The following is a 26338-nucleotide window of genomic DNA, read 5'->3' as shown; positions in this document are numbered from 1 at the left end:
ATCCCCTTCAGCCTGCTTTCACGGCGCTGCGAACGATAACGTCACTACCGGGAGCACCCGGTACGGCGCCTTTAATCAGCAGCAGGTTACGCTCGGCGTCGACACGGACGATCTCAAGGCTCTGCACGGTGCAACGGGCGTTACCCATTTGACCGGCCATCTTTTTGCCTTTGAAAACGCGACCCGGAGTCTGACACATGCCGATAGAACCCGGCGCGCGATGCGACAGAGAGTTACCGTGAGTCATATCTTGGGTACGGAAATTCCAGCGTTTAACAGCACCCTGGAAGCCTTTACCCTTAGAGGTGCCAGTCACGTCAACCATTTGACCAGCTTCGAAGAGGGATACGGTGAGTTCGCCGCCTACTTCAGGAATCTCTTCGCCTTCTGCAAGACGAAATTCCATCAGTGCACGACCAGCTTCAACACCCGCCTTGGCAAACTGACCCGCTTGCGCTTTGGTGAGGTGCTTAGCTTTACGAGAGCCAGATGTGACCTGAATCGCTGCGTAACCGTCAGACTCGACAGATTTAACGCGTGTAACACGATTAGGATCAACTTCAATAACGGTTACGGGCACAGACGCGCCGTCTTCGGTAAAGACACGGGTCATCCCGGCCTTTTTACCGACTAAACCGATAGTCATACTCAGTCTCCTATAGTGTACGGGGCTATCACCCGCTATGGCTGCCCTTTCCAGAGCATTCCACTAGCACATTGTATGGCGCCTCACGGCGCGGCGGCTGCTGCTCATGCTAGCTCTTTACAAAGAACGATGAGCGCTGGGCCGCAAGTGACTAGTGTAATTAGTTGAGTTTGATTTGCACGTCAACGCCTGCGGCGAGATCAAGCTTCATCAAAGCATCAACAGTTTTTTCAGTCGGCTCAACAATGTCGAGCACACGCTTGTGCGTACGAATCTCATACTGGTCACGCGCATCTTTGTTGACGTGCGGTGAGATCAGAATGGTGTAACGCTCGCGGTTGGTCGGCAGCGGAATCGGACCACGAACCTGAGCACCAGTACGTTTAGCGGTTTCAACAATCTCCGCTGTAGACTGGTCGATCAGGCGATGGTCGAAAGCTTTCAACCGAATGCGAATCTTTTGGTTCTGCATTTGCCCTAAACTCCAATGGATGTCGACGGCGCGAGCCGTCTACCCACGCATTCAAAGGATGCGCATTATAGGCACGCCAAAAGCCCATGTCAAACATTTGCTGTTGGTGCGCAGAAAAGGGGGCTCATCAGAGCCCCCTTCATCATTCAAGCATGCTGCTTACTTGACGATTTTGGCCACAACGCCAGCACCGACAGTACGGCCGCCTTCACGAATAGCGAAGCGCAAGCCTTCGTCCATTGCGATCGGGGCGATCAAGGTAACAACCATCTGAACGTTGTCACCCGGCATGACCATTTCAACGCCTTCCGGCAGTTCACAGGTACCAGTTACGTCGGTGGTACGGAAGTAGAACTGCGGACGGTAGCCCTTGAAGAAAGGCGTGTGACGACCACCCTCTTCTTTGGACAGTACGTAAACTTCTGCTTCGAAGGTAGTGTGCGGGTTGATGGTGCCCGGCTTGGCCAGTACTTGGCCACGCTCGACGTCATCACGCTTAGTACCACGCAGCAGGGCGCCAACGTTCTCACCAGCACGACCTTCGTCGAGCAGTTTACGGAACATTTCAACACCGGTAACGATCGTTTTGGTGGTATCGCGGATACCCACGATTTCCACTTCTTCGCCCGCTTTGACGATACCGCGCTCTACACGACCGGTAACAACAGTACCGCGGCCAGAGATAGAGAACACGTCTTCGATCGGCATCAGGAACGGCTGGTCGATGGCACGCTCCGGCTCAGGGATGTAAGCATCCAGAGCTTTGATCAAATTAGCGACGGCAGTCGTACCCATGCCCTTGTCATCTTCACCGTTCAGCGCCATCAGCGCAGAGCCAGTGATGATCGGCGTGTCGTCACCCGGGAAGTCGTACTGGTCTAGAAGTTCGCGAACTTCCATTTCTACCAGCTCGAGCAGCTCTTCATCATCGACCATGTCCGCTTTGTTCAGGAACACAACGATGAACGGTACGCCAACCTGACGAGACAGCAGGATGTGCTCGCGAGTTTGCGGCATCGGGCCGTCTGCGGCAGAACATACCAGGATAGCGCCGTCCATCTGCGCAGCACCGGTGATCATGTTCTTGACGTAGTCAGCGTGTCCCGGGCAGTCAACGTGCGCGTAGTGGCGATCTTCAGACTGGTATTCCACGTGGGAAGTAGCGATTGTGATACCGCGCTCACGCTCTTCAGGAGCGTTATCGATGGTATCAAACTCACGCCAGTCGCCGCCGAAAACCTCAGCAGACACGCGGGTCAGGGCCGCCGTCAGAGTCGTTTTACCGTGGTCGACGTGACCAATGGTGCCGACGTTGACGTGCGGTTTGGAACGTTCAAATTTTTCCTTAGCCACTGCTATAACCTCTTTACGTTAGCTAACGGTTAACCGTTTTGATTGATGACGGCTTCAACGACGCTGGAGGGCGCCTCGTCGTACTTCGAGAACTCCATAGAGTAGCTCGCACGGCCCTGGGTTTGTGAGCGCAGATCGGTTGCATAACCGAACATCTCGCCCAGTGGCACCGTCGCACGAATGACTTTACCAGAAGAGGAGTCATCCATACCCTGCACCAGGCCGCGACGACGGCTCAGGTCACCCATGACGTCACCCATAAATTCTTCGGGGGTCACGATTTCGACCTTCATCACCGGCTCCAGCAGCACGGCCTTGGCCTTCCTGGCACCTTCTTTTACTGCCATAGAAGAAGCAATCTTAAACGCAGTCTCGTTGGAGTCTACGTCGTGGAAGGAGCCATCAAACAGCGTTACTTTAACGTCGATCATCGGGTAACCCGCGATGACGCCGTTTTTGAGCTGCTCAAAAGCACCCTTCTCAACCGCGGGAACGTATTCCTTGGGAACCGCACCACCCACGATCTCAGAGTTGAACTTGAAGAACAGTTCGTCTTCGCCTTCACCCTTCTCTTCTGCTGTCAGCGGCTCGATACGCAGCCATACGTGACCATACTGACCACGACCACCGGACTGACGTACGAACTTGCCTTCTTGCTCAATGCTGCCGCGAATCGTTTCGCGATAGGCAACCTGAGGCTTACCGATATTGGCTTCAACCTTAAACTCGCGACGCATACGGTCAACGAGGATATCCAGGTGAAGCTCACCCATGCCAGAAATAATCGTCTGGCCGGTTTCTTCGTCGGTTTTGACCTGGAAGGAAGGGTCTTCTTGAGCAAGCTTGCCCAACGCAACACCCATCTTCTCTTGGTCTGCCTTAGATTTAGGCTCTACAGCAACCGAGATAACCGGATCCGGGAACTCCATGCGCTCGAGAACGATCTTGTTATCGATGTCGCACAGGGTATCACCCGTGGTGACGTCTTTCAGACCGATACAAGCAGCGATGTCGCCCGCCAGAACTTCTTTGATCTCTTCACGGGAATTGGCGTGCATCTGAACGATACGGCCAACGCGCTCTTTCTTCTGCTTAACGGAGTTATAGACACCGTCACCAGATTTAAGAACACCCGAGTAGACGCGAATAAAGGTCAGCGTACCAACGAAGGGGTCAGTGGCGATCTTAAACGCCAGGGCCGCAAACGGCGCACTGTCATCAGCTTCACGGGTATCAACGGTGCCGTCTTTATCGTCGAGCTCACCTTCGATCGCCTTAACTTCCGTCGGCGAAGGCATGTATTCGATAACGCCATCCAGCACTGCTTGAACGCCTTTGTTCTTAAAGGCAGAACCACAGGTAACCAGAACGATATCGTTAGCCAGGGTGCGCGCACGCAGACCGGCCTTGATCTCTTCAACCGATAGCTCACCGCCTTCAAGGTACTTTTCCATCAGCTCGTCAGAGCCTTCGGCAGCAGCTTCGACCATCTCTTCGCGGTACTTTTCTGCTGTTTCTTGTAGCTCAGCAGGAATGTCCGCGAGGTCATAATTCATACCCAGGCTTTCCTCGTCCCACAGGATAGCCTTCATCTGAATCAGATCAATAACGCCTTTAAAGTCCTCTTCCGTGCCCCAGTTAATCTGGATTGGCACAGCTTTGGCACCCAAACGCTCTTTCAACTGCTCGACAACCATGAAGAAGTCAGCGCCGGTACGGTCCATCTTATTGACGAAAACCATGCGCGGAACTTCATACTTGTTGGCTTGGCGCCATACTGTTTCGGTCTGCGGCTGAACGCCGGAAGAACCACACAGTACAACAACCGCACCATCGAGTACGCGCAGAGAACGTTCAACTTCAATGGTGAAGTCAACGTGCCCCGGGGTGTCGATAATATTGATACGGTGCTCAGGGAACTGCTTGTTCATGCCCTGCCAGAAACAGGTAGTTGCAGCTGAGGTGATAGTGATACCACGCTCCTGCTCCTGCTCCATCCAGTCCATGGTCGCAGCACCGTCGTGTACTTCGCCCACTTTGTGGGAGAGACCGGTGTAGAACAGTACACGCTCAGTCGTCGTGGTTTTACCCGCGTCGACGTGAGCGACGATACCGATATTACGGTAGCGATTTAGTGGAGTCTTGCGTGCCACGGTGAAACTCCCGTTTGTTGGCGATGCTCGTTAATTTAGCGGCGTATGCAAGCGAGGTTTATGCGGCCACCGCTACCACTGCATCATGGTAGCGGCTGAGTGTTGCAACTTTTGAATTGCAACAACGCGACTCAGCAAACATTTCACCATGCTGAACAACGTGCATATATAAACCAGAAAGCCGTACTTAAAAACGCCGTACAAAGAAACGCCGATTTTAGAAACGCTGACCTTAAAAACGCCGACCTTAAAAACGGTAGTGCGAGAAGGCCTTGTTGGCTTCTGCCATGCGATGCACGTCTTCGCGCTTCTTAACGGCAGAACCTTTACCTTCAGCGGCATCCAGCATTTCACCCGCCAGACGCTGAACCATGGTTTTCTCACCGCGACGACGCGCCGCGTCCACCAGCCAGCGCATTGCCAGCGCTTGACGGCGAGACGGACGTACTTCAACCGGCACCTGATAGGTCGCACCACCAACGCGGCGCGACTTCACTTCGACCATCGGCTGGATGGCTTCCAGCGCTTTGTCGAAGATCTCCAGCGGATCTTCTTTACTACGCTCGGCAACCTTGTCCAACGCACCGTAGACGATACGCTCAGCTATGGACTTCTTGCCGCTGACCATCAGGTGGTTCATGAACTTCGCCAGACGCTCACTTCCGAACTTAGGATCCGGCAGAATCTCGCGTTTAGCTACTACTCTTCTTCTAGGCATGATAAGCCCTCAATTAAGGATCTTTCAGGTAAACCCGGAACTCATGCAACCTGTGTACGCTATTCAAGTACCACAAGTGCAGCCCGACCTTACTCTTATCAGACCGTCAAATTCGTGAAAATCGTTACTCAGCATGCCCTTTTGACGGGGCGACGCTGCACAGCTGACCTAGCCCTAGGACTTAAAACTTAGGACTTAGGACGCTTAGTACCGTATTTAGAACGACCCTGACGACGATTTTGAACGCCAGAGGTGTCAAGGGCGCCACGAACGGTGTGATAACGCACACCTGGCAAATCCTTTACACGACCGCCGCGAATCAAAACGACAGAGTGTTCTTGAAGGTTGTGACCTTCACCACCGATATAAGAAGACACTTCAAAGCCGTTGGTAAGGCGCACACGGCAAACCTTACGCAGAGCCGAGTTAGGCTTCTTCGGGGTGGTGGTGTAAACGCGCGTACAAACGCCACGTTTTTGCGGACAGGCCTGCAGCGCTGGCACGTCACTTTTTGTGACGGGGCGCTTGCGCGGCTTGCGCACTAGCTGATTAATCGTTGCCATGGTGTTTAGCTGACTCCAATGGTTGCCTTGCCTTTTAACAAATGCGGGCAGCGGATGCGGGCGCACCCACCCCACTGTTAAAGGCTGCGCATTCTAAAGGCTGACCCTAGGTCGCGTCAAGCCTTGCCGGCGGTTTTACCGGCAAGGTGACACTTTTTCAGGTCAGCTATTCGTTTTACTTACTCATGTTACCTACTGCTTTAGGCGCCAAATCTACAGCTCGTCGTCAGAATCGAGAGCGGTCAACTGTGCACCCAGCTCCTGTTCGACTTCGGTAGCCGAAGGATTGAACAGTTGCTCAACGTCTTCGCGCTTGCGACGACGTTCTGCGTGGTGAGTCAAGCCCGTACCGGCCGGTATCAGGCGACCAACCACCACATTTTCTTTCAGGCCGCGCAGGTAATCGCGCTTGCCAGTCACCGCCGCTTCGGTCAGTACGCGGGTTGTCTCCTGGAAGGAGGCCGCGGAAATGAACGACTCGGTGGCCAGGCTGGCCTTGGTGATACCCAGCAGCATACGCTGATACTTGGCCGGGAATTTCTTCTCTTTTTCAAGACGTTCGTTCTGTTCCAGCACGCGAACCAGTTCAGCCTGGTCGCCCGTGATGAAGTCAGAATCGCCCGAGTCAGTAATCTCTACCTTACGCAGCATCTGACGCACAATGACTTCGATGTGCTTATCGTTGATGCCTACGCCCTGCAGACGATAAACGTCCTGTACTTCGGCAGTGATGTACTTGGCGAGCTCCTCAACACCCAGCAAGCGCAGGATATCGTGCGGATTGCTCGGCCCATCGGAAATCACCTCGCCCTTCTCGACGGTTTCGCCTTCGAAGACGGCAATTTGACGCCATTTCGGAATCAGCGCTTCAAACGGATCGCCAGATTCCGGGGTAATGGTCAGACGACGCTTACCTTTGGTCTCTTTACCGAAGCTGATCACACCGCTGATCTCGGCCAGGATCGAGGACTCTTTCGGCTTACGCGCTTCAAACAAGTCAGCAACCCGCGGCAGACCACCGGTGATGTCTTTGTTCGCCGAGGCTTCTACCGGGATACGGGCAACCACTTCACCCACCCCGATCGTCACACCATCGTCGACCGAAATAATCGAGTTGCCCGGAAGCAGGTACTGAACCGGGGTGTTGGAGCCCGATACAGAGACGTACTCGCCCGAGCTGTCTTGCAGCATGACCATCGGGCGCTTGTCGCGACCGGCCATGGGACGTGCTGCAGACTCGATCACCTCGATAGAGGAGAGGCCGGTCATCTCATCGACGCTGCGGTGCATGGTGACACCCTCGTCGAGATCGATGAACTGCGCCTTACCTTCTACTTCGGCAACGATCGGGTGAGTGTGCGGATCCCATTTGGCGACCGTCGCACCAGCGTCGACCACGTCGCCGTCGCGTACAGAAAGCTCAGCACCGTAAGGGAGCTTATAGTACTCACGCTCACGGCCATGGTCGTCAGCAACGGCCAGGGCGCTGGAGCGAGATACGACAACCAGCTTGCCGTCGGCACGCTCTACATGCTTGATGTTGTGCAGACGAACCTTACCGCCGTGCTTCACTTGTACGCTATCCACAGCAGACGAACGCGATGCCGCACCACCGATGTGGAAGGTACGCATGGTCAGCTGGGTACCCGGCTCACCGATGGACTGTGCGGCGATAACGCCGACGGCTTCACCGATGTTGACCTGATGGCCACGGGCCAAGTCACGGCCGTAACAGGAGGCACACACGCCGTGTGCGGTCTCACAGGTAATCGTAGAGCGAACGATGATCTCGTCTACACCCATGGTGTCGAGCTCGGCACACCATTTCTCGTCGAGCAAGGTGCCTTTCGCGATCAAGACTTCACCGCTGCCAGGGTGAACCACATCCTGGGCGACTACACGACCAAGCACGCGCTGGGAAAGCGGTACGATAATGTCGCCGCCTTCGATGATCGGGTGCAGGGTCAAGCCATTTTCGGTACCACAGTCGACTTCGGTGATGACCAGGTCTTGCGCTACGTCTACCAAGCGACGGGTTAGGTAACCGGAGTTGGCGGTTTTCAACGCCGTATCCGCAAGACCTTTACGTGCACCGTGGGTCGAGATGAAGTACTGCAGTACGTTCAGACCTTCACGGAAGTTGGCGACGATCGGCGTTTCGATGATCGAGCCATCCGGCTTGGCCATCAGACCACGCATACCCGCCAACTGACGGATCTGGGCAGCACTACCACGGGCACCGGAGTCGGCCATGATGAAGACGCTGTTGAACGAGTCCTGCTCAACTTCGTTGCCATCACGATCGATGACGGTCTCTTTAGAGATACCCACCATCATCGCCTTGGCGACTTTGTCGTTGGCCTTGGACCAGATATCGATAACCTTGTTGTACTTCTCGCCCGCTGTTACCAGGCCAGAAGAGAACTGGTCTTCGATCTCTTTAACTTCGGCTTCCGCTGCATCAACGATTTCAGTTTTTGCTTCGGGAATAACGAAGTCGTTAACACCGATTGAGGCGCCGGACCAGGTCGCGAGACGGAAACCGGTATACATCAGCTGGTCAGCGAAAATGACGGTCGGCTTGAGGCCGGCACGACGATAAACTTCGTTGATCAGGCTAGAGATCGCCTTCTTCTTCATCGGCTGGTCGATCAGCTCGAAAGGCACACCTTCGGGCAGAATGCGGAACAGCAGTGCACGGCCTACCGTCGTATCGTAAATACGGCGGTGGAAGCTACGCTCGCCGCTCTCTTCTTCGATATCGATTTCGTCCAGACGCACTTTGACCCGGGCGTGCAGCGATACTGACTGGGTACCAAACGCGCGCTCAACTTCATTAAGGTCAGAGAACACCATGCCTTCGCCTTTGGCGTTGATCTTTTCGCGGGTCATGTAATAGAGACCCAGTACAACGTCCTGGGACGGCACGATGATCGGCTCGCCGTTAGCGGGCGAAAGCACGTTGTTGGTGGCCATCATCAGCGCACGCGCTTCGAGCTGGGCTTCCAGGGTCAGCGGCACGTGTACCGCCATCTGGTCACCGTCAAAGTCGGCGTTGTAGGCGGCACATACCAGCGGGTGCAGCTGAATCGCTTTACCTTCGATCAGCAGCGGCTCAAACGCCTGGATACCCAGACGGTGAAGCGTGGGGGCGCGGTTAAGCAGTACCGGGTGCTCGCGGATAACATCGGCAAGGATGTCCCACACTTCCGGCAGCTCGCGCTCGACCATCTTCTTGGCGGCTTTGATCGTGGAGGCATAGCCCAGCGACTGCAACTTGGAGTAGATAAACGGCTTGAACAGCTCAAGCGCCATTTTCTTGGGCAGACCACACTGGTGCAGACGCAGGGTCGGACCAACGGTAATTACCGAGCGGCCCGAGTAGTCGACGCGCTTACCCAGCAGGTTCTGACGGAAACGACCCTGCTTACCTTTGATCATGTCGGCGAGCGATTTCAGCGGGCGCTTGTTAGAGCCCGTGATCGCGCGGCCACGACGACCATTGTCGAGCAGTGCATCGACGGCTTCCTGCAGCATACGCTTCTCGTTGCGCACAATAATGTCCGGCGCATTGAGATCGAGCAGACGCTTCAGGCGGTTGTTACGGTTGATTACACGACGGTAAAGGTCGTTGAGATCGGAGGTCGCGAAACGGCCACCGTCCAGCGGTACCAGCGGACGCAGATCCGGTGGCAGCACGGGCAGCACTTCCATGACCATCCACGCCGGCGCGTTACCGGAGTGGTAGAAGGCTTCAAGCAGCTTGAGGCGCTTGGAGAGCTTCTTGATCTTGGTTTCGGAGTTAGTCTGCGGAATCTCTTCGCGCAGGTGGTTAATCTCTTCTTCCAGATCGATATCTTTGAGCAGCTCCTGAACGGCTTCGGCACCCATGCGGGCGTCGAAGTCATCACCGAACTCTTCCAGTGCTTCAAAGTACTGCTCGTCGTTCATCAGCTGACCACGCTCCAGCGTGGTCATACCTGGATCGATAACGACAAAGCTTTCGAAATACAGCACGCGCTCGATATCACGCAGGGTCATATCGAGGAACATGCCGATACGCGACGGCAGTGACTTCAAAAACCAAATGTGTGCCACCGGCGAAGCGAGCTCGATGTGCCCCATGCGCTCACGGCGCACGGCGGCCTTGGTCACTTCTACGCCACACTTTTCGCAGATGATACCGCGGTGCTTCATGCGCTTATACTTGCCGCACAGGCACTCGTAATCCTTAACCGGGCCAAAAATCTTGGCGCAGAACAGGCCATCCCGCTCCGGTTTAAAGGTACGGTAGTTGATGGTCTCAGGCTTCTTCACCTCGCCAAACGACCAGGAGCGAATCATGTCCGGCGACGCCAGGGTAATCTTGATCGCGTCAAACTCTTCGGACTGAGACTGCGATTTGAGTACTTTCACCAAATCTTTCATGGGACGGCTCCTAGCTCTCTAACTCGATATCGATGCCCAGCGAGCGGATTTCCTTCACGAGTACGTTGAAGGATTCCGGCATGCCTGCCTGCATGGTGTGGTCGCCATCCACGATGTTTTTGTACATCTTGGTGCGGCCTTCGACGTCGTCCGACTTGACGGTGAGCATCTCTTGTAGCGTGTATGCAGCGCCGTAAGCTTCCAGCGCCCACACTTCCATCTCACCGAAGCGCTGACCACCGAATTGCGCCTTACCACCCAAGGGCTGCTGGGTAACCAGCGAGTAAGAACCAGTAGAACGCGCATGCATCTTGTCGTCTACCAAGTGGTTAAGCTTCAGCATGTACATGTAGCCAACGGTGACCGGACGGTCAAAAGCATCACCGGTACGGCCATCGAACAGGGCCATCTGACCCGACTCGGGGATGTCCGCCAGCTTCAGCAGGTGCTTGATTTCGTGCTCTTTAGCACCGTCAAACACCGGCGTGGCCATAGGCACACCACCTTTGAGGTTCTTCGCCAGGGCGATGATCTCGTCATCCGTCAGGGAGTCGAGATCTTCAACGCGCGTACCTTGCGTATTGTAGATCTGCCCCAGGAAATCACGGATCTCGGCCACTTGCTGTCCACGTGCGTCGCGCAGCATGGCTTCGATCTTGACGCCCAAGCCACGTGCCGCCATACCCAGGTGGGTTTCCAAAATCTGACCGACGTTCATACGCGACGGTACGCCCAGCGGGTTCAGCACCACGTCGACCGGCTCGCCCTTTTCATCAAACGGCATGTCTTCGATGGGCATAATCGCCGAGATAACACCTTTGTTACCGTGACGACCGGCCATCTTGTCACCCGGCTGGATGCGACGCTTAACCGCCATATAGACTTTGACGATTTTTAGCACGCCCGGTGCGAGATCGTCGCCCTGGGTCAGCTTGCGCTTCTTATCTTCAAAGCGCTCGTCCATCTCTTTACGACGGGTTTCCAGCTGTTCGTCGGCCTGTGCCAGCAGCTCGTTGTAGGACTCATCCTGCATGCGCAGTTTGAACCACTGCTGACGCGGCAATTCATCCAGGTATGCCTCGTCGAGCACGTCACCTTTCTTGAGGTTCGGGCCGCCGTTAACAGCCTGACCGTCAAGGGTACGCTTTAGACGCTCAAAAGTGGCGTCTTCGGCGATACGGTAAGTCTCTTGGAGATCCTTACGAACTTCGTCAAGCTGAGTGCGCTCGATCGACAGGGCGCGTGAATCTTTCTCAACGCCGTCACGAGTAAACACCTGAACGTCGATGACCGTACCTTTCATGCCTGTCGGGGCACGCAGGGAAGTGTCTTTAACGTCAGACGCTTTCTCGCCGAAGATGGCACGTAGCAGCTTCTCTTCAGGCGTCAGCTGGGTTTCACCCTTCGGCGTTACTTTACCGACCAGAATATCGCCCGGGCCGACTTCGGCACCGATGTAGACAACGCCCGCTTCATCCAGCTTGGAGAGCGCAGACTCGCCCACGTTAGGGATATCGGAGGTAATTTCTTCCGAGCCCAACTTGGTGTCGCGGGACACACAGGTCAGTTCCTGAATGTGGATCGTGGTGAAACGGTCTTCTTGAACGACCCGCTCGGAAAGCAGGATGGAGTCCTCGAAGTTGTAACCGTTCCAGGGCATAAACGCGATGCGCATGTTCTGGCCCAGCGCCAGGTCGCCCATATCCACCGACGGGCCGTCAGCGAGAATATCACCACGTGCCACGCTGTCGCCAGGCCGCACGATGGGGCGCTGGTTCATACAGGTGTTCTGGTTCGAGCGGGTGTACTTGGTCAGGTTGTAGATATCAACGCCGGCTTCACCGCCGATGATTTCATCTTCATTAACCCGTACCACCACACGACGCGCATCGACGGAATCAATCACGCCGCCGCGATTGGCCACCGCACAGACGCCGGAGTCACGGGCAACAAAGCGCTCCATGCCCGTACCTACCAGCGGCTTATCGGCACGCAGGGTCGGTACCGCCTGACGCTGCATGTTAGAACCCATCAAGGCGCGGTTGGCGTCATCGTGCTCCAGGAACGGAATCAATGCCGCTGCGACTGATACAACCTGACGTGGCGACACGTCCATTAGCGTCACTTGCTCAGGACGCATAAAGGTCGTTTCACCGCGGTGACGAACCTGAACCAGGTCATCACTTAACTTGTTGGACTCATCTACCGCTGCTGATGCCTGGGCGATAACGAAATCGCCCTCTTCGATCGCCGAGAGGTGAACGATGTCGTCGGTCAACTGACGATCAACCACTTTACGGTACGGCGTTTCGAGGAAACCGTAGCTGTTAGTGTGGCTGTAAGTGGCCAGCGAGTTAATCAGACCGATGTTCGGGCCTTCTGGCGTTTCGATCGGGCATAGACGCCCGTAGTGCGTGGCGTGAACGTCACGTACTTCGAAGCCAGCACGCTCACGGGTCAAACCACCGGGGCCGAGTGCCAACACACGACGCTTGTGGGTAACCTCAGAAAGCGGGTTGTTCTGATCCATAAACTGCGAAAGCTGGCTGGAACCGAAGAACTCCTTCACCGCCGCCGCGACCGGCTTGGCGTTGATCAAGTCTTGGGGCATCAGGCCTTCGCTTTCCGCCATGGAAAGACGCTCTTTCACGGCGCGCTCTACACGCACCAGGCCTACGCGGAACTGGTTCTCTGCCATCTCGCCCACACAGCGAATACGGCGGTTACCCAGGTGATCGATATCGTCAACGTCACCGAAGCCGTTACGGATACTGATCAGCTCGCGCAGCACATCAAGAATGTCTTTGCGATCCAGTACGCCGGAGCCCGTATCAGTATCACGACGCAGGCGACGGTTGAACTTCATGCGGCCAACGCCAGACAGGTCGTAGCGGTCCTCAGAGAAGAACAGGTTGTTAAACAGCGTCTCGGCAGACTCTTTGGTGGGCGGTTCGCCGGGACGCATCATGCGGTAAATTTCGACTAACGCTTCAAGCGCGGAATTAGTAGCATCCAGCTTCAAGGTGTCGGAAATGAATGAACCGCAGTCGAGATCATTGGTGTAGAGCGTTTTCACCAAGGTAATGCCACCCTGGGCCATGCGCTCAAGCACCTCGGGAGTGATCTCGGTATTACACGGGCAGATCAGCTCGCCTGTTTTGGAGTCGATTTGATCTTTAGCCAGCGTTTTGCCGAACAGGTACTCCATCGGCACGTCCAGACGCTCAAGGCCGGCTTTTTCAAGCTGACGAATGTGCTTCTGGGTAATCCGACGCCCCTCTTCAACGATCACATTGCCTTCGCCATCCTTGATGTCGAAAGTAGCTGTCTCGCCGCGCAGGCGCGACGGAACCAACTCAACATAGAAACCGGATTTCTCAATGTGGAAGACGCTGGTTTCAAAGAACTCGGCCAGGATCTCTTCGGTGTTCATCCCCAGCGCACGCATCAGTACCGAGGCCGGCAGCTTGCGGCGACGGTCAATACGTACGAAAACGTTATCCTTGGGGTCAAACTCGAAGTCTAACCAGGAGCCACGATAAGGAATCACGCGAGCTGAATAGAGCAGCTTGCCGGAAGAGTGGCTCTTACCTTTGTCGTGATCGAAGAACACACCGGGCGAGCGGTGGAGCTGGGAGACGATAACCCGCTCAGTACCGTTGATAACAAAGGTACCGTTCTCAGTCATCAGGGGGATTTCCCCCATGTAGACTTCTTGCTCTTTAATATCTTTAATTGCTTTGTTCGAGGAGTCGCGATCATAGATGATCAAGCGAACCTTGACGCGCAGCGGGGCGGAGTAAGTCACGCCGCGCAGCTGGCACTCCTTAACATCGAACGCCGGCGTACCGAAGCGGTAGCTGACATACTCAAGCGCTGCATTGCCGGAGAAGCTCTCAATCGGAAACACGGACTTGAATGCCGCGTGCAGACCGACCTCGTGACGCTCGTCGGGCGAACGATCTTGCTGGAGGAAGTCGTAATAGGAATCAAGCTGGATCGCCAGCAAGTAAGGCACATCCATCACTTGGGGCAGTTTGCCGAAATCCTTGCGGATGCGTTTTTTCTCAGTATATGAGTAAGCCATCTGTATTCCCCAGCTTGTTCACCATGGGTGACCGATGCGTGGTCATCGCTGCCCGGCGGGCTTCGTCAGACGCAGACAGCAAGCTCCTAAATCGGTAGCTCGCCGTCGAAAATCTAGTTCGATAACTCAGTCGTCGATAACACTATCTTCAATAACGCCATCTTCAATAACGCTGTTACGTTTCTGTCGTGGCTGCTCTCAATGAGCAGCACTGCTGTTGTTCAATATCATCGACTGTCCAACATCAGCTACAACAGAAAAAGGCCGGCAGCGGGAAATCCCGCCGCCAGCCGTGGAAGCTCACGCAGCGCGTAAAGCCGTCCGCACAAGGCTTACTTGAGCTCGACGGTTGCGCCCGCTTCTTCCAGCTTGGCTTTAGCTGCTTCAGCGTCGTCTTTAGACAGACCTTCTTTGATGGTCGCCGGAGCGCCGTCAACAGCACCTTTAGCTTCTTTCAAGCCAAGGCCAGTGATCTCACGTACTGCTTTGATCACGTTAACTTTCTTGTCGCCAGCAGCGGTCAGAACTACGTCAAACTCAGTCTGTTCTTCAGCTACTTCGCCGCCAGCAGCCGGACCAGCCATTACGGCAGCGGCAGCAGAAACGCCGAATTTCTCTTCCATTGCTTCGATCAGCTCGACAACTTCCATTACGGTCATGTCGGCTACAGCATTGATGATATCGTCTTTAGACAGTGCCATTGTTTCATTCCTAACTTTGCGGGAGTCTCGGTCAGCCGAGGACTCAGGATTCATTGCTCGGTTCAGGCAGCGCCCTGGTTAAACCGTTTACGCCACCTGCAAGAAGAACTGCTTATGCAGCTTCTTGCTTCTGGTCGCGCAGAGCGGCCAGAGTACGAACCAGCTTGCCAGCGGAGGCTTCTTTCATTACCGACATCAACTTGGCAATTGCTTCGTCGTGAGTCGGTAGGGTTGCCAGACGGTCGATGTCAGCAGCCGGAATCAGCTCACCTTCGTAGGCCAACGCTTTTACTTCGAAGTTCTTGTCCGCTTTAGCAAACTCTTTGAACAGACGAGCGGCAGCGCCCGGATGATCAGTAGAGAAGGCCAACAACGTAGGACCAACGAAGCTATCGTTCAAGCACTCCCACTGAGTGCCCTCGAGAGCGCGGCGAGCCAGCGTATTACGTACAACACGCAGCTCTACACCATTCTCACGCGCCTGCTTGCGCAGATCGGTCATTTTACCAACCGTAACGCCGCGAGAATCAGCAACTACGACGGAGAGTGCGCCCTTGGCCGCTTCACTGACCTCGGCAACAATCGCTTTCTTGCCTTCAAGTGCTAGTGGCACAGTGATCACTCCTTCGTGCCGGAACCCAGGAAGGTTCCGGTGGTTACCATCTCTCCCCACTCTGCTGTGCTAAAAGCGCTGCAAAGCGGGAAGCCTTGGGGATGGTGCTCACCAGAAAGCCGTCTTAAGCTTAACCAACTGGCGGCCACACCATCTGCGCAGGCGCTTATAGGGCAATTAAGCCGCCCTTGTAAGTACTTGCGTACTTATCAAGCGCGGCACCTGCGGTCTTTGACGATGCCCCGGCCAGTGATAGCCACCAAACGGGGGACCGCAAAGTTCTTGCTCGGTTCTTACAAAAAAACCAACGATTACTCGCTTACGCGAAAGCAGAGTGATCGATTGTTAAACCCGGGCCCATAGTAGTAGACAGGGTCATTTTTTTGAAGTAAATACCTTTAGAGGCGCTCGGCTTGAGGCGCTTCAGGTCAGCAACCAGTGCTTCCAGGTTGCCGTTAATTGCTGCGGCGTCAAAATCCACTTTACCCAGGGTAGTGTGGATGATGCCGTTTTTGTCGGTACGGAAACGCACCTGACCCGCTTTGGCATTCTTGACCGCTGTCGCCACATCGGGCGTTACGGTGCCAACTTTCGGGTTAGGCATCAGGCCACGCGGACCTAGAATCTGACCCAACTGACCCACAACGCGCATGGCGTCTGGCGAAGCGATAACGACGTCAAAATCCATCACGCCTTTTTTCACTTGCTCAGCCAAGTCGTCCATACCCACGATGTCGGCGCCGGCTTCTTTAGCGGCATCGGCATTGGCACCCTGGGTGAAGACTGCAACGCGTACGTCTTTACCGGTACCGTTAGGCATGACGGTAGCGCCACGTACAACCTGGTCGGATTTGCGTGGATCAACGCCCAGGTTGATGGCAACATCAACAGACTCTTTGAATTTAACTGTAGACAGCTCAGAGAGCAGCGCTACCGCTTCTTCAATAGAGTAGGCTTTAGTAGTGTCTACTTTTTCGCGAATGATTTTCGCACGCTTAGACAGTTTAGCCATGATCAGAGACCCCCCACGTTTAGGCCCATGCTGCGAGCGCTGCCAGCAATGGTGCGTACAGCGGCATCGAGATTCGCAGCCGTCAAATCAGGCTCTTTAGCCTTGGCGATCTCTTCAAGCTGTTCACGCGTTACGGTGCCGACCTTCTTCTTGTTCGGCTCACCAGAACCAGACTTGATGCCAGCGGCTTTTTTCAGCAGCACGGCAGCAGGCGGCGTCTTGGTGACGAACGTGAAGCTACGGTCAGAGTAGACGGTGATCACGACTGGCGTCGGCAGGCCCGGCTCAATTTCTTGAGTCGCAGCGTTGAACGCCTTACAGAATTCCATGATGTTCACGCCGTGCTGACCCAGCGCAGGGCCTACCGGCGGACTTGGATTGGCTTTACCTGCAGCAACCTGCAGTTTGATATAAGCCTGTACTTTCTTGGCCATCTTTAACACTCCAGTTGGGTAATAGCGCCCGAAGGCTCCCCGGTACCAGTGAAACAGCTGAACCAGCCATTTCACACGAATTAAAACTTACCGCTTACTTACTATTTACTACTCACCCGTTACTCTTTCTCAACTTGAGAGAACTCTAACTCAACAGGTGTAGAGCGCCCGAAGATCAGCACGCTGACATGCAGACGACTCTTTTCATAATTAACTTCTTCGACAACACCGTTGAAATCGGCAAACGGCCCGTCGACAACACGCACTGATTGGCCCGGCTCAAACATCGTCTTAGGCCGCGGCTTATCAGTACCGTCTTTAACGCGCAGCAAAATGGCATCTGCTTCGCGAGAAGTGATTGGCGCTGGCTTCTCTTTTGTTCCGCCAATAAAGCCCATAACACGCGGCGTCTCATTGACGAGGTGCCATGTTTCGTCGGCCATTTCCATCTCGACTAGCACGTAGCCGGGATAAAATTTGCGCTCGCTCTTGCGCCGCTTGCCGTCACGCATTTCGACAACTTCTTCGGTCGGCACCAGAATTTCGCCAAAGCGATCTTCCATACCATACATCTTCACACGCTCAATCAATGAGCGCATGACATGCTTTTCAAAGCCAGAATAAGCGTGAACGACGTACCAACGTTTGGACATGAATACTCCTAACCAATGACGCCGGACATCGCCCAGCCAAGAAGAGTGTCGATCAACCACAGCATTAGCCCCACCACCAAAACGGCCACTAGCACAATGGCCGTGGTTTGAATGGTTTCGGCTCGGGTCGGCCATACAACGCGCTGAATCTCTTTCTTGGCGCTTCTGGCAAGCTCTACTAAATCACGACCCTTGGTAGTGGTTAGCGCGATCAAACCCGCAATCACACACAACACCACCACACCAAGCACGCGGTAGAGCAGGCCAATATCGGCGAAATAGGTATTACCAACAACAGCAACGACAAGCAGCGCTACGACCGCCGCCCACTTGAGCCCGTCATGGCGCGTCTGTTGCACCTCGGCGCCATGTTTTACAGAACCAGGCTTCATAAAAACGAGACTCCTCAGGGTGCGGCGAACGATAAAAGAATTTTGGAAAAAGACATACCAACCTGGGGAAGGTTGGCAGGCCAGGAGGGAATCGAACCCCCAACCTGCGGTTTTGGAGACCGCTGCTCTGCCAATTGAGCTACTGGCCTGTATCGTCGTACTGACTTTCTATCTTCGTACTTTCTAGACGTTCTAACGTCTATCTACTTTTTGCTTCTTACTTCTGTTAATAAGCGTCTTTTCGACCGCCTATACAACAGCGGGCGCCATGGTAGCGGAGAATCCCACACCTGACAACCCCTTCTTTACGCTCAAGCGTCACAAAAACCCACCCAAACGCAGAGACAAAAAAACCCACCCAAACGCAGAGACAAAAAAAGCGAGCTTCGCTCGCTTGATCTGCAATATGGAGCTCATGGACGGAATTGAACCGTCGACCTCACCCTTACCAAGGGTGTGCTCTACCCCTGAGCTACATGAGCCAAACACATCAACTGGAGCGGGCGGCGGGAATCGAACCCGCACCATCAGCTTGGAAGGCTGAGGTTCTACCATTGAACTACGCCCGCCGAACTTGCCTATAGAATGACAATCCGCTGCACGAGAAACAGTAGCTAACGCCCGCTTACCGGCTTTTCATTCCCAAACACTGAACAGTTCAGCGCCTGATAAACTTGGTGGAGAGGGAAGGATTCGAACCTTCGAAGCTTTCGCGGCAGATTTACAGTCTGCTCCCTTTGGCCACTCGGGAACCTCTCCAACTGTGGCGGCACATTATGCCAGCCTCCAAAACAGTGTCAAGCTAGATATTTACTTAATTTATCGTAGCTTGCGATGCCAGCGCATCTTCTGCCTGCCTTGGAACGCGCTGCATTCTGTCAAAGCAGCATGGAGAATGCAAGTGCCGCGCGAATCTTTTCTAGCGCTACCGGCTCAGGCACCCGCGGCGCACCCGACATTTTGCCCGCACGCTCGGCGAAAGTCATCGGAAAGCACGCCTCTAAGCCGCCATAAACCATATCCGGCCACACCGCATGAGGCACCTGCACTCCCCGTGAGACAACGCGCGCATCGCCCCCCGTCAACAGCATTGGCAGCGCCACACCCTCTTGATCGCACACTTCGCTATAAATGCGGTTAATGGCACTGACGGCAGCCATATAAATACCGTGATTAACCGCATCAACGGTGCGTCGTCCTGGCTCCAGCAACTCATCGGCCTCACTTTCAGGGTCGATGGCCACATTGCGAGTACCAAGCTTCAGGCTCTCTTTCATCAGGCGAAGACCGGGGATAATAAAGCCGCCCAGGTGCTGGCCGCCTGGCAGCACAAAGTCGATAGTAATCGCGCTGCCACAATCCACCGCACAGCAACCGCCTGCTAGCTGATAGCCCGCCAGCGCCCCCATCCAACGATCGACGCCTAAACGCCCCGGCTCTTCGTAGCCATTAACCACGCCTAGTGCCTCATGGGTTGAGTGCGCCACGTGCACATGACGCACCCGGCGGCGCAACAAGGCGACCGTCTCTTCCAGCACGGCTGCCCTGGCAACGCTGGATATACGCACCGCCTCGACCACGTCCAGGTCGGGAATATCAGCCCCTGGGCGCCACTCCTCCCGGGTCCACACAGCCCCGCGGGAACGTATCTCGCTACTCTCGGCATCCTTGAGCCGCCATTTAGACAGCGTGTTGCCGATATCCAGATCCAGAATCATAAACGCCTGCGCACGCTGATCTCACCGCCGGCTAGGCGTCGCGAGTGACCATTTTCGGCAACCCAGAGGTTACCACTCTCATCCACTTCTCCGGCGATCGCATCGCTGGTCTGCTGTCCTTGAATCACTCTAATCGGCAGCCCCGCATAGGCGTGACGCTGATTCCACGCATCCCGCCAGGCGGCAAAGCCATGTTGTTCAAAGTTAGCCAGCATCGCCAGCAGGCCCGACACTACGTCTGAGGCCAACTGATTACGCGAGATATCCGGCAGTCGCTCGAAAAGCGCCGCAACAGGTTGGTCGATCGCTGCCCGCTGGGCAGCGGGCAGCCAAAGATTCATGCCCATACCAATGACGACTTCGCAGGGGCCTGCGGCATCCCCGGTCACTTCGATAAGAATACCGGCCAGCTTGCCTAACTCGTCGCCTGGGCCATCACCCTGCTCGGAGAGCAGGATATCGTTAGGCCACTTAAGCTTCGGCGCCACACCATGCTGCTCAAGCACTTGGGCAACGACAACGCCTACCGCCAAGCTCAAGCCCTCCAGCACCGCAATACCCGACTCAAAGCGCCAGCCCAGCGATAGCATTAAGCTCTGACCCCAGGGCGTCGACCAGACACGACCACGGCGCCCACGTCCCGCCGTTTGCAGCTCAACCAGGCACACTTCGCCATGCCCAGCGCCCTGCTCAAAGCGTTGGCGCAGATACTCATTGCTGGAGGGTAACTGGTCCTCAACAAACAGGCGCGCAAGGTGGTGGCGCGCCTGTGCGGGCAGCCGCTCCACGATTTTGGCGCCCTCCAAGGGCTCCAGGCGCTGCGAGAGCTGGTAGCCACGGCCTTTCACCGCCACTACCTCCACCCCTAGTGCTTCCAGTTTTTTTAACTGTTTCCACACCGCCGCACGAGAAATACCCAGCGCTTCACCCAGCTGCTCGCCAGAGTGAACCTCGCCATCGCTTAACAAACGCATCAGGTTGCCGATGGTCATGCTCCTGCCCCAGTGGGAAAAGCGCTAGTCTAGCGGATGGAGGTTCATGGCGAAAACATTCCTAGACCAAGGTTGATATGAGAGGCAGTAATATCAGCGAAGCCTTCGACATGGTAGAATGGCTATTGGACGCAAGCCCTGAGCCAAGATGGTCGGCAAATTGCCAGCCCTTGCGACCCGCATTTTCCGACCCGTGGACGAACGGGTGTTCACAAGAGTTCTCTCTCAGCATGCAAAACCAGCAAAACTCCAGCGCGGTTAATAACCTGCGCAACGTCGCGATCATAGCCCACGTTGACCATGGTAAAACCACACTGGTCGACAAGCTCCTGAGCCAGTCCGGCACCCTTGACCGTAAAGCAGAAGGTCAAGAGCGCATCATGGACTCAAACGATCAGGAAAAAGAGCGTGGCATTACCATTTTGGCCAAGAATACGGCCATTCAATGGCAAGACAGCCAAGGTAACGACTACCACATCAACATCGTGGATACGCCTGGGCACGCCGATTTCGGCGGCGAGGTTGAGCGCGTCATGTCAATGGTCGATTCGGTGCTACTGCTAGTAGACGCCGTTGATGGCCCGATGCCGCAAACCCGCTTTGTGACCCAGAAAGCCTTTGCCCAAGGCCTGAAGCCGATCGTGGTGGTCAACAAAATTGACCGTCCCGGCGCACGCCCTGACTGGGTTATCGACCAGATTTTTGACCTGTTCGACAACCTCGGTGCGTCTGACGAACAGCTCGATTTCCCAATCATCTACTGCTCTGCCCTAAACGGCATTGCCGGTATGGATCCTGAAGAGCTGGCGGACAACATGGATCCCATGTTCCAGGCCATCGTCGATATCGTCGAGCCGCCGAAGGTTGAGCTTGACGGCCCCTTCCAGATGCAGATCTCTGCGCTGGATTACAACAGCTATGTAGGCGTTATCGGCCTGGGTCGCATCAAGCGTGGCGCGGTGAAACCGAACCAGCAGGTGTCGATCATCGGCGTTGACGGCAATGTGCGTAAGGGCAAAATCGGTCAGGTCATGACCCATATGGGCCTTGAGCGCGTGCAGACCAACGAAGCCACCGCGGGCGACATCGTCTGTGTTACCGGCATCGACGATCTGTCGATTTCGGATACGCTATGCGATCCGGCCAAGGTCGAAGCGCTGCCGCCACTGTCCGTCGACGAACCGACCGTTTCAATGACCTTCCAGGTCAACGATTCACCGTTCGCCGGTAAAGACGGTAAGTTTGTGACCAGCCGCAACATCAAGGATCGCCTTGATCAAGAGCTGATTCACAACGTGGCCCTGCGCGTTGAGCAGGGCGAAACCCCTGAGAAGTTCAAGGTTTCTGGCCGTGGCGAGCTGCACCTCTCGGTGCTGATCGAAACCATGCGCCGTGAAGGCTTTGAGCTGGCCGTAGGCCGCCCTGAAGTCATCATCAAAGAGATCGACGGTGAGAAGCAGGAGCCCTACGAAGAGGTCATCATCGACTGTGAAGAGCAGCACCAAGGCTCGATCATGGAAGAGCTGGGCTACCGTAAAGGTGAGATGACCAACATGCTGCCGGACGGTAAAGGACGGGTTCGCCTGGACTTCATCATTCCTGCCCGCGGCTTGATCGGTTTCCGTGGCCAGTTTCTGACCCTGACTTCGGGCACCGGCATCCTGACCAGCCGCTTTGATCACTACGGCCCGCTGAAGCCTGAAGCCTCTATCGAGCGTCGCAACGGCGTGTTGGTTTCGATGGTCGACGGTAAAGCCCTTGCCTATGCGCTGTATGCGCTGCAAGAGCGCGGCAAGCTGATTATCGATCACGCCACGGAAGTTTACGAAGGCATGCTGATCGGTATCAACAACCGCGCTAACGACATGGTGGTTAACCCCACCAAAGGCAAGAAGCTCGACAACATGCGCTCCACCGGTAACGATGAAAACATCGTCTTAACCCCGCCGGTTAAGTTCTCCCTGGAGCAGGCCATCGAGTTCCTCGACTCTGACGAGCTCGTCGAAGTCACGCCGGCGCACATCCGCCTGCGCAAAAAGCTGCTGAAAGAAACCGAGCGTAAGCGTTACAGCAAGAAGTAATCCGTTCCAAGCAGTCAGTACCCAAAAACCCGCGAAAGCGGGTTTTTTTATGCCTCGTTGCCACACTTCATGACCGCTCAATAGCTGCCAAGATACTTCCCTAAACGCAGCCTAAACGCTAATACGCTGGAAAGGTGCCGCGTTCTATCGCACAGTGACGCTAAATTCAGCGCGTCCAAGGCACGCTGACATCGCTACATTCATACAGGTGTTTGGATACTTACCCCCATCCTGACGCCCAAACACGGACACTCTTACCCATGAGCGGTCATAACGTCTGGACGCATAAAGGCACTTTTCTTCTCGCCGCCGTTGGTTCCGCCGTCGGTTTGGGCAATCTATGGCGCTTCCCCTACCTAACCGGTGAAAACGGTGGCGGTGCCTTTATATTGGTTTACGCACTGACGATCTTCGCCGTTGGCATACCGATTCTGATTGCCGAGATCATGCTGGGTCGCACCAGCCGCCAGAGCCCGATTATGGGTATGCGGCACCTGACCAAAACCCATGGCACCTCTCGGGCCTGGGAAACGATCGGCTGGCTGGGCGCTGCCTCGGCGTTTTTGATTTTAAGCTTCTATTCGGTGATTGCCGGCTGGGCGATTCACTACACTTGGCTGATGCTGACCGGCTCACTGGTCGGTGCCGACGCTCAGACCATTAGCACTGGCTTTGACGCACTACTGGCCGCCCCTGGCCTAATGACGCTCTATCACACCCTTTTCATTGCCGCGTCCGCGCTGATTGTCGGCATGGGGATTCATAAAGGCATCGAATCAGGCCTGCGCATTATGATGCCCGCGCTGTTTGTAATTCTGTTGGTAGTGCTGGCCTACGGCGTAGTGAATGGCGATATAGGTGCCGCTGCCAGCTTCCTGTTTACCTTTAATATCGCCGACCTCAGCCTTGAAGGCTGGCTGCAGGCCATGGGCCAATCATTCTTCACCCTTAGCCTGGGGATGGGGGCAATTATGGCTTACGGCGCCTACATGCCCAGCGAGGTCTCACTAACCCGCACCGCCTTTGCTGTTGCCATCGTCGATACCGCCGTGGCGATGGTGGCGGGCCTGGCCATTTTTGCTCTGGTGTTTGGCGCCGGTCTGGAAACCGGGCAAGGCCCTGGGCTGATGTTTGTTACCCTTCCGCTGGCGTTTGCCGAAATGCCGTTTGGCGCTTTGGTGGGCGGGGTGTTCTTTATTCTGGTTCTCGGCGCAGCTATCAGTTCCTCTATTTCGTTGATCGAGCCCGTCGCGGCGTTCCTGGTGGAGCGTTTCGACATGACCCGCCCACAAGCCGTTACCATTATGGTGATTGCCGCCTGGGCAATGGGTCTGTTGACGGTGGTTAGCTTCAATATGTGGGCCGAGGGGACGATTTTCCATAGCCTGTTTGGGCGCAGTGCGTTTGAGTTTATCGAGCTACTCACCAATATATTTATGCCGGTGGGCGGCCTGCTGATAGCCCTATTCGCCGGTTGGGCGCTAACCCAGAGCGAAGTGATGAAGGAACTGGGCAGCAGCGTCACTTGGTTTAAATTCTGGCGGTTTCTGGTGCGCTTTGTGGCCCCCGCCGCCGTAGCCTTTGTGTTTTTACGCACCATTCCTCAGGTGGATGGCTATCTTATCCCCACCCTCGGCGCACTGCTCATTATTGGTGCCTTTGCAGCCAGCCAGCGGTGGCTGAAAAAACCACGACAAATAACTTAATAACAGTGTGCAGGCGGCTTAATTAGCCGCCTGTATCGCGTGGAGACACCATGACCCCTCTTATTGAAGTACAGCGAGTCAACAAAGCGTTCGGCGGCCTACAGGTGATTAATGACTGCTCCATTCAAGTGGAGAAGGGCTCCATTACCGGGATGATTGGCCCCAACGGCGCAGGTAAATCAACCCTGTTTAATCTCATTGCTGGCGCCCTGACCCCTGACAGCGGCCATGTGCTGCTTGATGGAGAAGACATTACCTCGCTCAGCGCCGACCAGCGCTTTCATCGCGGCTTATTGCGCACCTTTCAGATCGCCCACGAGTTCAGCCAGATGAGCGCGCTGGAAAACCTCATGATGGTACCGCCCAAGCAAGCCGGTGAAGACCTTTTCAGTGCCTGGCTAAAGCCCGGCAAAGTGCAGCGAGAAGAGGCGGAGGTGCGCCGCCGCGCCCTGGAAGTCATCGACTTTGTTGGCCTGCACCATGTGCGCAACGAGCTGGCGGGTAATTTGTCCGGAGGGCAAAAGAAGCTGCTGGAGCTTGGCCGCACCATGATGACCAACGCCAAGGTAGTGCTACTTGATGAGATCGCCGCCGGGGTAAACCGCACCCTGCTGGGTGATTTGATCGGCAATATTGAGCGGCTCAACCGCGAAATGGGTTACACCTTTCTGGTCATTGAGCACGACATGGAGATGATTGCCCGCCTTTGCGACCCGGTTATCGTGCTGGCTCAGGGCAGTGTGATGGTGGAGGGGCATATCAACGACATCCAGAATAACCCTGAGGTCATCGAGGCCTACTTCGGTACAGATGCCGCTTAAACGTGACGTTTTCTCCCATTAGCCAATTAATATAATGATGTCGCTGCCAAGCGACCTTGCTGGAATACTTTGCTTATGTCATCAACAACCAGGCCATTAATCGACGCACGGGATGTGCACGGCGGCTATGGCGGCATGAATATCCTTAACGGGGTAAACATGACGCTGGAAGCCGATGAGGTCGGTGTTATCGTCGGCCCTAACGGGGCGGGTAAATCCACCATGCTGAAAGCGGTCTTTGGCCTGCTGCATGTTAATCAGGGCGAGATACTGCTTAACGGCCAGCCCATCCAAAACCTGCCGCCTAACCAGCTGGTGCAGCGCGGCATGGGCTTCGTGCCCCAGGAGAAGAACGTTTTCCCCAGCCTTTCGGTGCAGGAAAACCTGGAGATGGGCGCCTTTTTAAAGCCGCAAAACGTCAAGCGCATGCTCGCTCAGATCTATGAGTTTTTCCCACCGCTGTACGAAAAGCGCCGCCAGCCTGCCGGTGAGCTTTCCGGTGGACAGCGCCAAATGGTCGCCATGGGCCGCGCTCTGATGGCCGAGCCGAGCCTACTGTTGCTGGACGAACCCACCGCAGGGCTGTCGCCGCTGTATATGAATGAGATTTTCGACCGCGTCAAACAGATCAACGCCGCTGGCGTGGGTATTTTGATGGTGGAACAGAACGCCAAACAGGCACTCGCGATAGCCGATAAGGGCTTTGTGCTGGCTGCTGGCCAAAACCGCTTTACCGACACTGGGGCGGCACTGCTCGCCGACCCCGATGTCGCCAAAAGCTTTTTGGGCGGCTAG

The 26338-nt window shown here is 55.4% G+C and carries 21 protein-coding genes and 4 tRNA genes; 5 read left to right on the top strand and 20 right to left on the bottom strand.

The features are described 5' to 3' along the window. Nucleotides 1-7: 7 nt before the first annotated feature. The 4 genes from rplC to fusA form a co-directional block, all read right to left on the bottom strand. Nucleotides 8-646, bottom strand: coding sequence for a 50S ribosomal protein L3 (gene rplC / locus RO22_RS17245; protein ID WP_009288142.1), 639 nt, complete (start codon nt 644-646; stop codon nt 8-10). Between the two features lie 160 nt (nt 647-806). Further along, entirely contained in the window at nt 807-1118 is a 312-nt protein-coding gene (rpsJ, locus tag RO22_RS17240; protein ID WP_007112007.1) for a 30S ribosomal protein S10, read from the bottom strand. A gap of 159 nt (nt 1119-1277) precedes the next feature. Further along, a complete protein-coding gene (gene tuf, locus RO22_RS17235; protein WP_009288143.1) occupies nt 1278-2471 on the bottom strand; it encodes an elongation factor Tu in 1194 nt (397 codons plus the stop codon). A 29-nt stretch (nt 2472-2500) separates the two neighbouring features. Further along, the gene (gene fusA, locus RO22_RS17230; protein ID WP_009288144.1) at nt 2501-4624 is read right to left on the bottom strand and encodes an elongation factor G; all 2124 of its coding nucleotides are present in this window, start codon (nt 4622-4624) and stop codon (nt 2501-2503) included. 99 nt (nt 4625-4723) lie between these two features. Between fusA and RO22_RS25370 the strand changes: the two genes are divergently transcribed. Beyond that, nucleotides 4724-4939 carry a pentapeptide repeat-containing protein gene (locus tag RO22_RS25370; protein ID WP_083868854.1) on the top strand — a complete coding sequence of 72 codons (216 nt, stop codon included), beginning with the start codon at nt 4724-4726 and terminating at the stop codon, nt 4937-4939. On the opposite strand, the gene rpsG is transcribed toward RO22_RS25370, so the two are convergent. The 16 genes from rpsG to RO22_RS17150 all read right to left on the bottom strand — a co-directional run bounded on the left by rpsG (nt 4872) and on the right by RO22_RS17150 (nt 20935). Then, nucleotides 4872-5342 (bottom strand): 30S ribosomal protein S7, encoded by a 471-nt coding sequence (gene rpsG / locus RO22_RS17225; protein WP_009288145.1) that lies wholly within the window; start codon nt 5340-5342, stop codon nt 4872-4874. The two genes, RO22_RS25370 and rpsG, sit on opposite strands and share 68 nt — an antisense overlap. 188 nt (nt 5343-5530) lie before the next feature. Beyond that, on the bottom strand, nt 5531-5905 hold the full coding sequence (gene rpsL / locus RO22_RS17220; protein WP_008959173.1) for a 30S ribosomal protein S12: 375 nt from the start codon (nt 5903-5905) through the stop codon (nt 5531-5533). Nucleotides 5906-6118: 213 nt separating this feature from the next. Then, nucleotides 6119-10333 carry a DNA-directed RNA polymerase subunit beta' gene (gene rpoC, locus RO22_RS17215; RefSeq protein ID WP_009288147.1) on the bottom strand — a complete coding sequence of 1405 codons (4215 nt, stop codon included), beginning with the start codon at nt 10331-10333 and terminating at the stop codon, nt 6119-6121. A gap of 10 nt (nt 10334-10343) precedes the next feature. Next, nucleotides 10344-14420, bottom strand: coding sequence for a DNA-directed RNA polymerase subunit beta (gene rpoB, locus RO22_RS17210; RefSeq protein WP_041158913.1), 4077 nt, complete (start codon nt 14418-14420; stop codon nt 10344-10346). A 332-nt stretch (nt 14421-14752) separates the two neighbouring features. Continuing rightward, the gene (rplL, locus tag RO22_RS17205; protein WP_022520870.1) at nt 14753-15121 is read right to left on the bottom strand and encodes a 50S ribosomal protein L7/L12; all 369 of its coding nucleotides are present in this window, start codon (nt 15119-15121) and stop codon (nt 14753-14755) included. A gap of 112 nt (nt 15122-15233) precedes the next feature. Further along, nucleotides 15234-15734 carry a 50S ribosomal protein L10 gene (gene rplJ, locus RO22_RS17200; protein WP_022520871.1) on the bottom strand — a complete coding sequence of 167 codons (501 nt, stop codon included), beginning with the start codon at nt 15732-15734 and terminating at the stop codon, nt 15234-15236. A 319-nt stretch (nt 15735-16053) separates the two neighbouring features. Next, nucleotides 16054-16746, bottom strand: coding sequence for a 50S ribosomal protein L1 (rplA, locus tag RO22_RS17195; protein ID WP_027958796.1), 693 nt, complete (start codon nt 16744-16746; stop codon nt 16054-16056). Between the two features lie 2 nt (nt 16747-16748). Continuing rightward, nucleotides 16749-17180, bottom strand: a complete 432-nt coding sequence (rplK, locus tag RO22_RS17190) for a 50S ribosomal protein L11 (protein WP_041158912.1) — start codon at nt 17178-17180, stop codon at nt 16749-16751. A 119-nt stretch (nt 17181-17299) separates the two neighbouring features. After that, nucleotides 17300-17833: a transcription termination/antitermination protein NusG gene (gene nusG, locus RO22_RS17185; protein ID WP_008959178.1), complete on the bottom strand. Its 534-nt coding sequence runs from the start codon at nt 17831-17833 to the stop codon at nt 17300-17302. 8 nt (nt 17834-17841) lie between these two features. Further along, nucleotides 17842-18225, bottom strand: coding sequence for a preprotein translocase subunit SecE (secE, locus tag RO22_RS17180; RefSeq protein ID WP_008959179.1), 384 nt, complete (start codon nt 18223-18225; stop codon nt 17842-17844). A 73-nt stretch (nt 18226-18298) separates the two neighbouring features. Continuing rightward, nucleotides 18299-18374: transfer RNA gene (locus RO22_RS17175), tRNA-Trp, on the bottom strand. A 258-nt stretch (nt 18375-18632) separates the two neighbouring features. After that, nucleotides 18633-18707, bottom strand: a tRNA-Thr gene (locus tag RO22_RS17170). Nucleotides 18708-18720: 13 nt separating this feature from the next. Beyond that, nucleotides 18721-18794: transfer RNA gene (locus RO22_RS17165), tRNA-Gly, on the bottom strand. Between the two features lie 106 nt (nt 18795-18900). Further along, nucleotides 18901-18984 (bottom strand) — tRNA-Tyr (locus RO22_RS17160). Nucleotides 18985-19103: 119 nt separating this feature from the next. Beyond that, entirely contained in the window at nt 19104-19943 is an 840-nt protein-coding gene (locus RO22_RS17155; protein WP_009288152.1) for a type III pantothenate kinase, read from the bottom strand. Further along, nucleotides 19940-20935: a biotin--[acetyl-CoA-carboxylase] ligase gene (locus RO22_RS17150; protein ID WP_009288153.1), complete on the bottom strand. Its 996-nt coding sequence runs from the start codon at nt 20933-20935 to the stop codon at nt 19940-19942. Before RO22_RS17150 ends, RO22_RS17155 begins: the two co-directional genes overlap by 4 nt. Before the next feature lie 230 nt (nt 20936-21165). Between RO22_RS17150 and typA the strand changes: the two genes are divergently transcribed. The 4 genes from typA (at nt 21166) to RO22_RS17130 (ending at nt 26338) form a co-directional block, all read left to right on the top strand. Then, the gene (gene typA, locus RO22_RS17145; RefSeq protein WP_027958794.1) at nt 21166-23016 is read left to right on the top strand and encodes a translational GTPase TypA; all 1851 of its coding nucleotides are present in this window, start codon (nt 21166-21168) and stop codon (nt 23014-23016) included. 260 nt (nt 23017-23276) lie between these two features. Further along, entirely contained in the window at nt 23277-24722 is a 1446-nt protein-coding gene (locus tag RO22_RS17140) for a sodium-dependent transporter (RefSeq protein WP_039860221.1), read from the top strand. Nucleotides 24723-24772: 50 nt separating this feature from the next. Continuing rightward, nucleotides 24773-25543 carry an ABC transporter ATP-binding protein gene (locus RO22_RS17135; RefSeq protein WP_022520878.1) on the top strand — a complete coding sequence of 257 codons (771 nt, stop codon included), beginning with the start codon at nt 24773-24775 and terminating at the stop codon, nt 25541-25543. A gap of 75 nt (nt 25544-25618) precedes the next feature. Continuing rightward, nucleotides 25619-26338 (top strand): ABC transporter ATP-binding protein, encoded by a 720-nt coding sequence (locus tag RO22_RS17130; RefSeq protein WP_022520879.1) that lies wholly within the window; start codon nt 25619-25621, stop codon nt 26336-26338.

The sequence above is a fragment of the Halomonas sp. KHS3 genome (assembly GCF_000830495.1).
GTDB classification, from domain to species: Bacteria; Pseudomonadota; Gammaproteobacteria; order Pseudomonadales; family Halomonadaceae; genus Vreelandella; species Vreelandella titanicae.
The sequence above is the reverse complement of the archived record's forward strand: the minus strand, read 5'-3'. Positions and strand labels throughout refer to the sequence as shown.

Bases quoted from the DNA above. Each gene is read 5' to 3' on its own strand.
- rpsG (WP_009288145.1), bottom strand. From the start codon at position 5,342: ATGCCTAGAAGAAGAGTAGTAGCTAAACGCGAGATTCTGCCGGATCCT.
- rplL (WP_022520870.1), bottom strand. From the start codon at position 15,121: ATGGCACTGTCTAAAGACGATATCATCAATGCTGTAGCCGACATGACC.
- rpoC (WP_009288147.1), bottom strand. From the start codon at position 10,333: ATGAAAGATTTGGTGAAAGTACTCAAATCGCAGTCTCAGTCCGAAGAG.
- RO22_RS17135 (WP_022520878.1), top strand. From the start codon at position 24,773: ATGACCCCTCTTATTGAAGTACAGCGAGTCAACAAAGCGTTCGGCGGC.
- rpsJ (WP_007112007.1), bottom strand. From the start codon at position 1,118: ATGCAGAACCAAAAGATTCGCATTCGGTTGAAAGCTTTCGACCATCGC.
- RO22_RS17150 (WP_009288153.1), bottom strand. From the start codon at position 20,935: ATGACCATCGGCAACCTGATGCGTTTGTTAAGCGATGGCGAGGTTCAC.
- nusG (WP_008959178.1), bottom strand. From the start codon at position 17,833: ATGTCCAAACGTTGGTACGTCGTTCACGCTTATTCTGGCTTTGAAAAG.
- RO22_RS17130 (WP_022520879.1), top strand. From the start codon at position 25,619: ATGTCATCAACAACCAGGCCATTAATCGACGCACGGGATGTGCACGGC.
- rpoB (WP_041158913.1), bottom strand. From the start codon at position 14,420: ATGGCTTACTCATATACTGAGAAAAAACGCATCCGCAAGGATTTCGGC.
- typA (WP_027958794.1), top strand. From the start codon at position 21,166: ATGCAAAACCAGCAAAACTCCAGCGCGGTTAATAACCTGCGCAACGTC.
- rplK (WP_041158912.1), bottom strand. From the start codon at position 17,180: ATGGCCAAGAAAGTACAGGCTTATATCAAACTGCAGGTTGCTGCAGGT.
- rpsL (WP_008959173.1), bottom strand. From the start codon at position 5,905: ATGGCAACGATTAATCAGCTAGTGCGCAAGCCGCGCAAGCGCCCCGTC.
- rplA (WP_027958796.1), bottom strand. From the start codon at position 16,746: ATGGCTAAACTGTCTAAGCGTGCGAAAATCATTCGCGAAAAAGTAGAC.
- RO22_RS17140 (WP_039860221.1), top strand. From the start codon at position 23,277: ATGAGCGGTCATAACGTCTGGACGCATAAAGGCACTTTTCTTCTCGCC.
- rplC (WP_009288142.1), bottom strand. From the start codon at position 646: ATGACTATCGGTTTAGTCGGTAAAAAGGCCGGGATGACCCGTGTCTTT.
- secE (WP_008959179.1), bottom strand. From the start codon at position 18,225: ATGAAGCCTGGTTCTGTAAAACATGGCGCCGAGGTGCAACAGACGCGC.
- RO22_RS17155 (WP_009288152.1), bottom strand. From the start codon at position 19,943: ATGATTCTGGATCTGGATATCGGCAACACGCTGTCTAAATGGCGGCTC.